This window comes from Dankookia rubra (assembly GCF_004355005.1).
GTDB lineage: Bacteria > Pseudomonadota > Alphaproteobacteria > Acetobacterales > Acetobacteraceae > Paracraurococcus > Paracraurococcus ruber_A.
On sequence record NZ_SMSJ01000004.1, the window covers coordinates 121,541 to 133,957 of the forward strand.

A 12,417-nucleotide genomic window follows, 5' to 3' on the forward strand; every position below is an offset into this window, starting at 1 on the left:
CCGCTTCAGCGCGGCTGCACCTGCGGGTTGCCGCCTGGGGTGCCCGGCGGCGGAATGACCGGCGTCGTGTTGGGTGCCGGGACCGGCGCCGGAGCCTGGATGCCGGGGTCGACGCCGGCCGGCGGCCGCACCACGCCAGCGGGCGGGGTGGCGGGCGCGGCGGCAAGCGGGGGTGCCGGCACCGCGGGACGCGGCGCTTCGCGCGGCGGCGCCGGTTGCGCCAGGGCATAGCCGGGCAGCAATGCCAGGGCCGCCATCCATCGCCAGTGCAGTCGCATGCCTTGCCTCCGCTTCGGGAAGGCAACGCCTGCGACAGGGCGGCGGTTCGCCGGCCGGGGTGCCGTCCATCGCATCAGGACGCGGCGCACACCGCGCCGCTGCCGATCAGCGCGGCGATCTCCGCCTCGGCATAGCCCGCCTCGGCCAGGATCGCGGCGCTGTCGCCGCCGAGCCGCGGCGAGGGCAAGCGCTCGCCGGTCGGCGTCGCCGAGAATTTCACCGGCGCCACCATGCGGGTGAGGCGGCCTTCGGTCGGGTGGTCCTCCGCCTCGAAGAAGCCGGTCGCCGACAGGTGCGGGTCCTCAAGGATCGTCTCCAGCGTGTGCACCGGCGTCACCGGCAGGTCGGCCGCTTCCAGCAGCGCCATCCATTCGGCGCTGGTCCGCGTCAGGAATTCCTGCGCCAGCATGCCGAGCACCGCGTCGATATGCACGGTGCGCGTCGCATGGCTGGCGAAACGCGGATCGGTCGAGACCAGGTCGGGCCAGCCGACCGCGGCGCAGAAGTTCCGCCACTGCCGGTCGTTGTAGATCATGGTGCAGACGAAGCCGTCCCTGGTCCGGTAGGGCTTGCGGTCGGGCGAGAGCAGCCGGCCATAGCCGCCGGCATCGAGCGGCGGGTCGAAGACCTTGCCGCCGAGGTGGTCGCCGAGAACGAAGTTCAGCATGGTCTCGAACATCGGCACCTCGACCAGCTGCCCCTCCCCGCTGCGGAGCTGGTGGACCAGGGCGGCATTGATCGCGCTGGCCGCCATCAGCCCGGTGATGCGGTCGGCCATGGCCAGCGGCACGTAGCGCGGCTCGCCACCGCTGACATGCGCATTGAGACCGGCGATTAGCGCGGCGCCCTGCATCAGGTCGTCATAGGCGGGACGCGGGCCATACGGCCCGTCCTGCGCAAAGCCGAGCACGCTGGCATAGACGATGCGCGGATTGGCCGTCCGCACCGCGGCGTAGTCGAGGCCGAGCCGCGCCATGGCGGCGGGGCGGATGTTGGTCACCAGCACGTCGGCGGATTTCGCCAGGCGCAGCAGTACCGCCCGCGCCGCCGGCGTCTTGAGGTCGAGCGAGATGCTGCGCTTGCCGCGGTTGATGGTGATGAACATGCAGCCCATCCCCGGATTGCGGCCGGGGCCGATCAGGCGGACCACGTCGCCCTCCGGCGCCTCCACCTTGGTCACCGCAGCGCCCATCTCCGCCAGGACCTGCGTGCAATAGGGCCCGACCAGCACGGTGGTGAGGTCGAGCACGCGGATTCCCGCGAGTGGTCCTGGCATGGGCACGTTTCCCCGATGGCGGCGTTGGGCGGGAGGATACACGCCGGAGCGGATCGCCGAAGGGCTCGCCGGCATGAATCCGCTCCGCAAACATCGCGCCCGCGAGGCCGCTACTTGTGCCGGGCTTCGGCCAGGTGGTCGAATCGATGGACATAGCTGCCGAGGCCCTGGGTCAGGCTGCGCAGCTCGATGATGAAATCCTGCAGTTCGGCGGCCGGCACCAGCGCCTCCACCGCGTCCCAGCCTTCCCAGCCCTCCTTCGCCGCATAGCCGAGGATCTGGCCGCGCCGCCCGGTCAGCAAGCGCTGGGCGTTCGGGGTATATTCTGCCGGCACCGTGACGGTCACCGCCTCGATCGGCTCCAGCAGCACCGGGTCGGCCTTGGCCAGCCCGTCCTGCATCGCCTGGCGCGTGGCCGTGGCGAAGGCCATGTCGCTGCTGTCGACCGAATGGAAGCTGCCGTCCAGCAGCGTCACCGCGACATCAACCACGGGATGGCCGAGCGGGCCCTTTTTCGTCGCCTCCTCGGCCGCCTCCCCCACCGCGGGAATGAAGCGGCGCGGCACGGCGCCGCCGACCACCTTCTCCTCGAAGGCGAAGCCGGCGCCGCGCGGGCGCGGTTCGATATGCAGCTTCACGTCGGCGAACTGGCCGTGGCCGCCGGTCTGCCGCTTCAGCCTGGCATGCTGGGTGATGGGCTGGCGGATGGTCTCGCGATAGGCGATCTGCGGCCGCACGGTGCGCAGCTTGATGCCGAGCGCGCCGGACAGCCGCTCCACCGCCGCGCGCAGGTGGATCTCGCCCTGGCCATGCAGGATGGTCTGGGCGCTTTCGGGGTCCAGCACCACGCCGAGCGCCGGGTCCTCCTCCGCCAGCCGCTGCAGCGCGCCGGACAGCCGCACCTCGTCCTTGCGGTCGTCCAGCACCACGGCCAGGGCATGCACCGGGGCGGCGGGCCGCGGAAAGGCCAGCGGCGGCTCGGTGCCAAGCGTCGCGCCCGTTGTCACGCCTTCGAGCCGGCCGAGCGCCACGATCTCGCCGGTCGCCGCTTCGGGAACCTTTTGCGCCTCGCCGTTTGGGAAGCGGTGGATGCCGCCGACCCGGTGGCCGTCGAGCTGCGCGCCGTCCTTCACTTGGCCGCGCCAGATCCGCGCCCAGGACAGTCGCCCGGCATGGCCGGCATGCAGGGTGCGGAAGATCTGTGCCAGCGGCGCGCCCTCGGGCGCGATGCCGCGGCGGGCCGCCGTCTCCTGCGGGTCCGGCACGTCGTGCCGCAGCGCCTTCCACAGCCGCTGGACGCCGTTGTTGTGCTCCGCCGCGCCGAGCAGCACGGAAACGACGGCCCCGCTCGCCTCGCTCGTGTGGAGCGGGCGGTAGATCTCCTCGAGGTCCGGCGCCAGATCCTCCAGCACCTTCTCGAGCAGCGCGTCGTCGTGGTCGGCCAGCGCCTCCAGCAGCTCGGCCCGCGCCTCCGCCTCGCGCTCGCGCATCGCCGGCGGCAACTCGATCCGCTCGGAGGCGGCGCCGCGGCGGTAGCGATAGGCGCGCTCGGAGACGACGTCGACATAGCCGGTCACCGTCTCGCCCTCGCGGATCGGCACCTGACGCAATACCAGCTTGCGGCGGGTCTGGCCCTGCAGTGCCGCCAGCGTGTCGCGCACCCGACCATCCAGCTGGTCGATCTTGTTGACGAAGACCAGGGCCGGGACGCCCTGGTCCTCCAGCATCCGGAAGACCGGGCCGAGCCCGGCGGCGCGGCCGGGCGCGGCTTCGGCCACCACGACCGCCAAGTCGCAGACCGCGAGCGCACAGGCCGCGTCGTGCGCGAATTCGATCGAGCCGGGACAGTCCAGCAGCGACCAGGCATCGCCCATGAGGCCGGCATGGCCGAGGCGGAGCTCGGTCCCCATGCCGCGCGGGCCGCCGCGCCGCGCCGCGCCGCCGGCGGCGCCCAGCAGCGCGTCGAACAGGGTCGATTTCCCGCTGCCCTGCGGGCCGATGAGCGCGAAGGATCGGGGCCTCGCCCCGCCGGGTTGTCTGCCGCTGGCGTCAGGCATGGTGAACTGCCCTCCCTTTCGGGGCAGGCCGTCGCGGCGCGCAAGCCGGGCACCGCAGGCGGGCCAGCCCGGGTCGTTGTCGACCCTTGGTTGCCGCGGGCATCCCGGCGCCGCCGGGTGGAGCCCGGGCACCGCGCGTGGGCGGCAGCCTAGCGAGATCGGTGGGGCGAATGCCACCACGCCGTCGCGGCCGGACCGACCGCGCCGGCGTATCCATCCTCGAGCAACCCTTGGATGGTTTATTCATGCAGCGATTGCATGGTCAGAGGCGAGCAATCGGCGAATTTCACGCTGGTATTTTGCTGCGATGCAGCATCATGCTGCAACGCAACATCGCAATGGCGAGGTTCACCATGAAAATCAACCTGCATGTCCCGGGCGTCCAGACCGAAGCCGCCCTGTCGAATTCCATCCTGCCTGTGGTCGGAGCCGCGATCCTGCTGACTGGATTGGCCGTCCTGCCGGCCTCGGCCCTTTTCCTGGCGGCGCTGACCGGCGCGACCGGGCTGGGCGTGAGCCTGGCCGAGCTGCGCCGGCACGGCGGCCCGGACGTTCCGGCGCTGCCAATCCTGACCGAGCGCTGAGCCGCCCGGGCTGTCCGTCTTCCCGTCCATCGCCGATACTCGGTGACCGGAACGGGAGGAGGCACAGCCATGGCCGAACTGCGCGGGGGCAATCTCGGCCCCTATGAGCTGAAGGGCCGCGTCGCGGTCGTCACCGGCGGCAGCAACGGCATCGGCGCCGCGACCGCGCGCCGCCTGGCCGATGCTGGCGCCACGGTGGTGGTCGGCTACAACGAAGGCGCCGGGCGGGCCGCGGCGCTCACGGCGGACCTGCCCGGAAGCGGCCATCTGGCACTGCGCTTGCCGATGGCCGACAGCGCCGCGTTGCAGGCTGCCGCGGCCGAGGTCACCGCGAAGCTCGGTCGCTGCGACGTGCTGGTGAACTCGGCCGGCACCACGCGCGCCGTGCCGCATGCCGACCTCGACGCGCTGGACGACGACCTCATCGACCGGGTGCTGACGATCAACGTGCGCGGCCCGATCGCCACCATCCGCGCCTTCCTGCCGCTGCTGAAGGCCAGCGGCGACGCGGTCATCGTCAACATCTCATCCTTGGCCGCGGTCACCGGCACCGGCAGCAGCATCATCTACGGCGCGTCGAAGGCGGCGATCGACACGATCGGCCTGTCGCTGGCGCGGGTGCTGGGGTCGTCCGGGATCCGCGTGGTCTCGATCTCGCCTTCCGCGGTGCTGACCGACTTCGTCCCGGGCCGCAGCCGCGAGACGGTGGAGAAGGCGGCGCTCGCCTCGCCGCTGCGAACCCTGACGGAAGCCGACGACGTGGCGCTGGCGGTGATGTCGGTGGTGACGCATCTACGGCTGACCACCGGCGTCGCCATCCTGGTCGATGGCGGCAAGCACCTGTAAGTAAGACAGGCCGGGGTAAGGGAATTCTCCCCGGACCCATTATCTATTTCCCTCAGCCGAGGGCCACCGCGCAGAAAAAGGCAGGTCGAGGCGAAATGCCTTTTTCCCGGACCTTGCCCGGCTACCTCGCCGCGCGCGGCACCGCCACGCGCTTCAGCGCCTCCGCCACCGCCAGGTACGCCACCACCAATGCCATGATCACCCCCAGCAGCGCACCCGGCAGCGGCGCGAAGCCCAGCACCGCGGCGAAGGGACCGAGCGCCAGGGCCAGCGCCGCGGCGAGCGCCCCGAGCGAGGTCGCCGCCAGCACCGGATGCGGCCGGGTGGCGCGCCAGGCCGGGCCCGCGGTGCGGATCAGGAAGATCACCAGGATCTGCGTCACCATGCTTTCGACGAACCAGGCGGTGCGGAATTCCTCCGGCGTCGCACCATAGCCCCAGAGCAGGATGCCGAAGGTCGCCAGGTCGAAGACCGAAGACAGCGGCCCCATCACCATGGTGAAGCGCAGCACCTGCCGCATGTCCCAGGCATGCGGCGCTGCCAGATCGGCCCGGTCCACCGCGTCAAAGGGAATGCCGAGCTCGGAGACGTCGTAGAGCAGGTTGTTCAGCAGAATCTGCGCCGGCAGCAGCGGCAGGAAGGGAATGACGAGGGAAGCGACCGCCATCGAAAGCATGTTGCCGAAATTGGAGGAGGTGCCCATCCGTACGTATTTCATCACGTTGGCATAGGTCCGCCGCCCCTCCTCCACACCCTCCGCCAGCACGCCGAGATCGGGCGCGAGCAGGATCAGGTCCGCCGCGGCACGCGCCACCTCGGTCGCCTCCTGCACCGAGATCCCGGCATCGGCGGTGTGAATCGCCGGCGCGTCGTTGATGCCGTCGCCGATGAAGCCGACCGTGTGGCCACGCGCCTTCAGCGCCAGCAGGATGCGGCGCTTCTGGTCGGGCGAGACGCGGGCGTAGAGATCGACCTGCCCGACCCGCGCCGCCAGCGCATGGTCGTCCATCCCGGCAATTTCCTCTCCGGTCAGCAGGCCCTGCGCGGGCAGGCCGAGCGCCTGCACCAGATGCCGCACCACCGGCGCCGCATCGCCCGAGACGATCTTGGTGCGGATGCCGAGCTCGGCCAGCCGCGCCACCGCCGCGGCGGCGGATCGCTTCGGCGGGTCGAGGAAGGCGCAGAAGCCGAGGAAGGTGAGGTCCCGCTCCGCCTCCGGCCCGTCCACCACCTCGCCTTCCGGAACGGCGCGGGTGGCCACGCCGAGCAGCCGCAGCCCTTCCGCCCCGCGCGCCTCGGCCGCTGCCAGCAGCGCGGCACGGTCGAAGGCGTTGCCCTCGGCGCCGGTACAGGCGGCCAGCACGGCTTCCGGCGCGCCCTTCACCACCAGCAAGCGCTGGCCTTCGCCCTCGGCCAGAACGGAGGATCGTCGGCGCTCGAAGCCGAAGGGCAGCTCGGCCAGCAGCCGCCAGCCGGCAGGCAGCGGCTGCGCCGCCAGGATCGCCGCATCCAGCGTGGTCGGCTGGCCGCTCGCCAGCCCTGCATTCAGCGCCGCCATCCGCAGCACCTCGGGCGAGGTCGCATCGGCGAGCGCGATCCGCGCCTCGGTCAGCGTGCCGGTCTTGTCGGTGCAGAGCACGTCCATCGCGCCGAGGTCGTGGATCGCCGCCAGCCGCTTCACCACCACCTGCTTCGCCGCCATCCGCATTGCGCCGCGCGACAGCGTGACGGTGGTCACCATCGGCAGCAGCTCCGGCGTCAGCCCGACCGCGAGTGCGACGGCGAACAGGAAGCTCTCCAGCGGCGGGCGGTGGAAGGCCAGGTGCGCCAGCAACACGAAAAGCACCAGGAAGACCGTCAGCCGCAAGATCAACAGGCCGAGCCCGCGCAACCCGCGCTCAAAGGCCGTCGCCGGCCGTCGCGCCGCCAGCGCCGCGGCGACGCCGCCGAGCCGGGTCGCCGACCCGGTCGCCACCACCAGCATGGTCGCCGCACCCGTGACCACCGCGGTGCCGGAAAAGACGGCATTCGTCGCCTCGGCGAGCGTTGCGCCGGCGCCGGCGCCCGGACGCTTGGCGACCGGATAGGGCTCGCCGGTCAGCAGCGCCTCGTTCACCTGCAGGCCCTGGCCGTCGAGGAGGACGCCATCGGCCGGGACCAGCGCGCCGGCGGCCAGTTCCACCACGTCACCGGCGACCAGCGCTTCGACCGGCACCCCCTGGGGGCGGCCGTCCCGCCTCGCGATGGCGCGGACCGCGACGCTGTCGCGCAGCGCCCCCGCAGCCTGTTCCGCCCGGTGCTCCTGCGCCACGTCCATGGCGACCGAGACGGCGACGATGCTGAGGATGATGCCGAAGCCGGGCCAATCGCCGGTCAGGCCGGACACAAGCCCGGCGACGATCAGGATGGCGATCAGCGGTTCCGCCATGCGGCGAAGGATCTTGCGGCCGATCGCCGCCGGGGCGTGATCGACAACGGCGTTCGGGCCATCCACGGCGCGACGGCGCTCCGCATCGGCAGCGGCGAGGCCCCACGGCCCGCTGCCGAGGCGCGCAAGCAGTGCCTCGGGCGCTTCGGTCCAGAAGGTCGCGGTCGCGCGATGGTCATGCACGGGCACGGCGGAAGAGTGCAGCATGGGCACAGGATGGAACGCCAGGGTTTAAGGCGCCTTGATCCAGCACAGGGCGCAACGAATCAGCCAGGAACGCTGCCGGTCACCCACCGTTGGGCCGGCATGACCCTGACTCGCGCGCTGATCGCGCAACGCCTGCCGGAAAGCCGGGTCCCCGCCCGACCGCCCCAGACCGTCCCCGAGAACCTGTTGCGCGCCAGTCTGGCGGGCGCCCTGTGCAGCCGCCGCGCCGGCGACCTGCCACGCATCTTCGCCTTCGGGTCGCTGATGTGGGAAAGACAGGTGCTGCCCGGCGCCTTGCCGGAGCCGGCTCGTCTCGGCGGCTTCGCCCGCCGTTGGCACCTGCGCGACATCCACAATCGCGGCGTGCCGGAGGCGCCGGGGCTAACCCTCGGGCTCGAGCCGGAGCCTGGCGAATGCTGCGACGGGCTGCTCTTCACCCTGCCGGATGATGCGCTGCTCTGGCCGGTCTGGCGGCATGAAATGCTGCCGGGCTTCTACCGCACCGAATGGGTCACAGTGGTGCCGCTGCCGCAAGGCAGGCCGGTACGGGCGCTGACCTTCATCGCCGATGCCGCCCACCCGCTCCATGCCGGCCCCTTGCCGGAGCCGGCCCAGGCCCGCGTGCTGGCCACGGCGGTCGGGCCGCAGGGACCGGATGCCGAATACCTGCTCTCGACGCAGGAGACCTTGCGCCAGGCCGGGCTGGAGGACCGGCAGGTCGACCGTCTCGCCGGCATGGTCGGGCGGCTGCTGGCGGTCGGCTGACTGGCACGCGCTCTGCTTGGCACTCGGCCCATGCCGCCGAGGAAGCCGTCAATGCCCCGCACTGTCCAGGTCGCCGCCCGCCCCGAGCCCATCGCCGTGGTGCCGGAAGAAACCGCGCTGATCGTCGTGGACATGCAGCACGCCTACCTCTCGAACGGCGGCTATCTCGACCTCTGCGGCTTCGACGTAAGCGGCTCACCCCCGGTGATCGAGGAATGCGCCCGGGTCATCGCCGCCTGCCGCGATGCCGCCATACCCGTCATCTACCTGCAGAACGGCTTCTCCCCCGACCTGCGGGAGGCGCCCGGGCCGGCGGCGCCGGTCTGGCACAAGTCGAACGCGCTTAAGTTCATGCGGGCGAACGATGCCTATGCCGGCAAGCTGATCACCCACGGCACCTGGGACCACGAGATCGTGCCGGAGGTGGCGCCGCGGCCGGGTGAGGTGGTGGTGGGAAAGTCGCGCTACAGCGGCTTCGCCGGCACGGCGCTGGAGCAGATCCTGCGCGCGCGCCGCGTCCGCACCGTGCTGGTCATCGGCGTCGCCACCAATGTCTGCGTCGAGAGCACGATCCGCGATGCCTATCACCGGGAGTTCTTCCCGGTGATGGTATCCGACGCGACGCTGGGAGCGGGGCCCGGCAGCCAGGCGGCAACCGAGTTCAACGTGCGGGCATTCTTCGGCTGGGTGACCTCGGGGGCCGAGCTGCGGGCGGCACTGGGCGGCAATGCATGAAAGAAAGGCCGGGGAGAAGGTATTCTCCCCGGCCCCCTCATCTACTTGCGTGGGTTCGCAGGCTACTTCTGCAGAGCCTGGACGACCTCCTGCGTGACCTTCTTCGCGTCGCCGAACAGCATCATGGTGTTGGGGCGGAAGAACAGCTCGTTGTCTACGCCGGCATAGCCGCTGGCCATGCCGCGCTTGATGAAGAAGACCGTCTTGGCCTTCTCCACGTCGAGGATCGGCATGCCGTAGATGGCGCTGGACTTGTCGGTCTTGGCCGCCGGATTGGTCACGTCGTTGGCGCCGATGACGAAGGCGACGTCGGCCTCGGCGAACTCGGGGTTTATCTCCTCGAGCTCCTTGACGTCCTCGTAGGGGACGTTCGCCTCGGCCAGCAGCACGTTCATGTGCCCGGGCATGCGGCCGGCGACGGGGTGGATGGCGTATTCCACGGTGGCGCCCTCCTTCTTCAGCAGGTCGCCCATCTCCCGCAGCACCTGCTGCGCCTGCGCCACCGCCATGCCGTAGCCCGGCACGATGATGATCTTGGCGGCGTTCTTCATGATGAAGGCCGCGTCCTCCGGGCTGCCGGCCTTGACCGGGCCATGGTCCGCGGTGGCGCCGCCGGCGCCCGCGGCGCTGGTATCCGTCCCGAAGCCGCCCAGCAGCACGTTGATGATGCTGCGGTTCATGCCCTTGCACATGATGTAGGACAGGATGGCGCCGGACGCGCCAACCAGCGCGCCGGTGACGATCAGCAGCAGGTTGCCGATGGTGAAGCCGATGCCCGCCGCCGCCCAGCCGGAATAGCTGTTCAGCATCGAGACAACGACCGGCATGTCGGCGCCGCCGATCGGGATGATCAGCAGGAAGCCGAGCGCAAAGGAGAGCAGCGCGATCAGCCAGAACAGCACCGGGTTGCCGTTCATGACGAAGGCGATGATGAGCACCAGCAGCAGCACGCCGAGCGCCGCGTTCAGCTTGTGCTGCTGCGGGAAGATGATGGGCGCGCCGGACATTCGGCCATCGAGCTTGGCAAAGGCGATGACCGAGCCGGAGAAGGTGATGGCACCGATGGCGAGGCCGAGCGACATCTCGACCAGCGAGGCGCCGTGGATATGGCCATGCGTGCCGATGCCGAAGCTTTCCGGGCTGTAGAAGGCGGCCGCGGCGACGAAGACCGCGGCCATGCCGACCAGCGAGTGGAAGGCGGCGACCAACTGCGGCAGCGAGGTCATCTGGATCCGCTTGGCCACCACCGCGCCGATGCTGCCGCCGATCGCGATGCCGGCCAGGATCAGGATGATGCCGCCGGGCGCCATGCCCGGGCGGAACAGCGTCGCCACGATGGCGATCGCCATGCCGATCATGCCGAACTGGTTGCCCTGCCGCGAGGTGGTCGGGTGGGACAGCCCGCGCAGCGCGAGGATGAAGAGGACCGCCGCGACCAGGTAGGCGAGCGTCGAGATCGTCGCCATGGCGTCAGGCCTTCTTCTTGGTCTGGAACATCGCCAGCATCCGGCGCGTCACCAGAAAGCCGCCGAAGATGTTGACCGAGGCGAAGGTCACGGCGAGGAAGCCGAAGATCCGCGCACCCCAGTTGTCTGCCGTGCCGGCGGCCAGGATGGCGCCGACCACGATGACCGAGGAGATGGCGTTGGTCACGCCCATCAGCGGGCTGTGCAGCGCCGGCGTGACGTTCCAGACCACGTAGTAGCCGACGAAGCAGGCCAGCAGGAAGATCGTCAGCAGGAACAGGAAAGGATCGGCCGCGGCGGCCCCGTGCTGCACGGCGGGCACGATCTGCGTCTCCGCCATCAGCCGCGCCTGTGCGGCGAGCGCGCCGGCACGGTCGGCCAGCGCCTGGGCCTGGTTGGCCAGGTCGGTCGGGTTCATGGTCTCGTCTCCTTCGGCGATGCCGGCCGGTTCAGGCTTCCGGGCCTGCCGGCCCTCCAGCCATCAAGCGGCATCGGGTTGAACACGTCAGGCGGCTTTGGCGGGTGCGAGGCTCGGGTGCACGACGGTGCCGTTGTGGGTCAGCAGGACGCCCTTCACAATCTCGTCCTCAGGCGGCAGCTTCGGCGCCTTGGCCTCCTTGTCCCAGAAGGTGGTCAGGAAGGTCAGCAGGTTGCGCGCGAAGAGCGCCGACGAGGCGCCGGCGATGCGGCCCGGCCAGTTGTTGAAGCCGATGATCTTCACCCCGTTGTCGGTGGTGATGAACTGGCCCGGCTGGGTCAGCGCCACGTTGCCGCCGGCATCCGACGCGATGTCGACGATCACCGAGCCCGGCTTCATCGAGGCGACCATCTCGGCCGTCACCAGGGTCGGCGCCTTGCGGCCCTGCACCAGCGCGGTGGTGATGACGATGTCCTGCTTGGCGATGTGCGCGGCGACGACCTTGGCCTGCTCGGCATAGAACTCGGCCGAGAGCTGCTTCGCGTAGCCGCCGGCGGTCTGCGCCTGCTTGCTCTCCTCGGACTCGTAGCCGACATAGGCGGCGCCGAGCGACTTGATCTCCTCCTTCGCCGCCGGCCGCACATCGGTGGCGGAGACCCGGCCACCGAGCCGCCGCGCCGTGGCGATGGCCTGCAGCCCGGCGACGCCGGCGCCCATGACGAAGACATTGGCGGCCGAGATCGTGCCGGCCGCGGTCATCAGCATGGGGAAGCCGCGGTCGAAGGCCGCCGCCGCTTCGATCACGGCACGGTAGCCCGTGAGGTTCGCCTGGGAGGAGAGGATGTCCATGCTCTGCGCCCGGGTGATGCGCGGCAGCAGCTCCATCGCCCCGGCCTCGATGCCGAGCTGGGCATAGGTCTGCGCCATCTCCGGCGAGGCTTGCAGCTGGCCGAGCATCAGCGCGCCGCGCGGGATCAACGACAACTCGTCCACCGGCCCCTCCCCGGTGCCGAGCGGGGCGCGGATCTTCAGCACGATGTTGGCGCCGTTCAGCGTGGCGGCGGCGTCCGGAGCGACCTCCGCCCCGGCGGCGGCATATTCGGCATCCGGGATGCCGGAGGGCAGGCCGGCACCGGCCTCGATCGCCACGGTGCAGCCGAGGGCGATGAACTTCTTGACCGTTTCCGGCGTGGCCGCGACGCGAGTCTCGGCGGGCCGGCGCTCCTTCAGGACAGCCAGACGCATACGGGGTCCCCCCTCTTCAGCCTGATAGATGCGGCGATGCATGAAAGCGGGCAAGCCCGCACGGGCTGCCGCTGTGTTGTCGCCTGATACAATGCGCGCGAAAGCTTGACC

Annotated in this window: 11 protein-coding genes; 4 read left to right on the plus strand and 7 right to left on the minus strand. The window is 70.7% G+C overall.

Annotated features, from left to right (window positions below):
* Nucleotides 1-5 precede the first annotated feature (5 nt).
* From E2C06_RS05045 to E2C06_RS05055, 3 genes are all read right to left on the minus strand, one after another.
* Complete coding sequence (locus tag E2C06_RS05045) at nt 6-278, minus strand: hypothetical protein (protein ID WP_133287488.1); 273 nt, start codon at nt 276-278, stop codon at nt 6-8.
* Nucleotides 279-352: 74 nt separating this feature from the next.
* Nucleotides 353-1,555 carry a CaiB/BaiF CoA transferase family protein gene (locus E2C06_RS05050; RefSeq protein WP_133287489.1) on the minus strand — a complete coding sequence of 401 codons (1,203 nt, stop codon included), beginning with the start codon at nt 1,553-1,555 and terminating at the stop codon, nt 353-355.
* A gap of 110 nt (nt 1,556-1,665) precedes the next feature.
* On the minus strand, nt 1,666-3,612 hold the full coding sequence (locus E2C06_RS05055; RefSeq protein WP_133287490.1) for an elongation factor G: 1,947 nt from the start codon (nt 3,610-3,612) through the stop codon (nt 1,666-1,668).
* Nucleotides 3,613-3,782: 170 nt separating this feature from the next.
* Between E2C06_RS05055 and E2C06_RS05060 the strand changes: the two genes are divergently transcribed.
* Complete coding sequence (locus E2C06_RS05060) at nt 3,783-4,196, plus strand: hypothetical protein (protein WP_133287491.1); 414 nt, start codon at nt 3,783-3,785, stop codon at nt 4,194-4,196.
* A gap of 69 nt (nt 4,197-4,265) precedes the next feature.
* Nucleotides 4,266-5,042 carry an SDR family NAD(P)-dependent oxidoreductase gene (locus E2C06_RS05065; RefSeq protein WP_133287492.1) on the plus strand — a complete coding sequence of 259 codons (777 nt, stop codon included), beginning with the start codon at nt 4,266-4,268 and terminating at the stop codon, nt 5,040-5,042.
* 121 nt (nt 5,043-5,163) lie between these two features.
* Here E2C06_RS05065 and mgtA read toward each other — a convergent pair whose 3' ends face one another.
* Nucleotides 5,164-7,677 (minus strand): magnesium-translocating P-type ATPase, encoded by a 2,514-nt coding sequence (gene mgtA / locus E2C06_RS05070; RefSeq protein WP_133287493.1) that lies wholly within the window; start codon nt 7,675-7,677, stop codon nt 5,164-5,166.
* Between the two features lie 99 nt (nt 7,678-7,776).
* Between mgtA and E2C06_RS05075 the strand changes: the two genes are divergently transcribed.
* On the plus strand, nt 7,777-8,442 hold the full coding sequence (locus tag E2C06_RS05075; protein ID WP_165982226.1) for a gamma-glutamylcyclotransferase: 666 nt from the start codon (nt 7,777-7,779) through the stop codon (nt 8,440-8,442).
* A gap of 51 nt (nt 8,443-8,493) precedes the next feature.
* Nucleotides 8,494-9,177, plus strand: coding sequence for an isochorismatase family protein (locus tag E2C06_RS05080; RefSeq protein WP_193560420.1), 684 nt, complete (start codon nt 8,494-8,496; stop codon nt 9,175-9,177).
* 62 nt (nt 9,178-9,239) lie between these two features.
* On the opposite strand, the gene E2C06_RS05085 is transcribed toward E2C06_RS05080, so the two are convergent.
* The 3 genes from E2C06_RS05085 to E2C06_RS05095 form a co-directional block, all read right to left on the minus strand.
* A complete protein-coding gene (locus tag E2C06_RS05085; protein WP_133287496.1) occupies nt 9,240-10,643 on the minus strand; it encodes an NAD(P)(+) transhydrogenase (Re/Si-specific) subunit beta in 1,404 nt (467 codons plus the stop codon).
* 4 nt (nt 10,644-10,647) lie between these two features.
* A complete protein-coding gene (locus E2C06_RS05090) occupies nt 10,648-11,061 on the minus strand; it encodes an NAD(P) transhydrogenase subunit alpha (protein ID WP_133287497.1) in 414 nt (137 codons plus the stop codon).
* Between the two features lie 87 nt (nt 11,062-11,148).
* A complete protein-coding gene (locus E2C06_RS05095; RefSeq protein WP_133287498.1) occupies nt 11,149-12,306 on the minus strand; it encodes a Re/Si-specific NAD(P)(+) transhydrogenase subunit alpha in 1,158 nt (385 codons plus the stop codon).
* Nucleotides 12,307-12,417 lie beyond the last annotated feature (111 nt).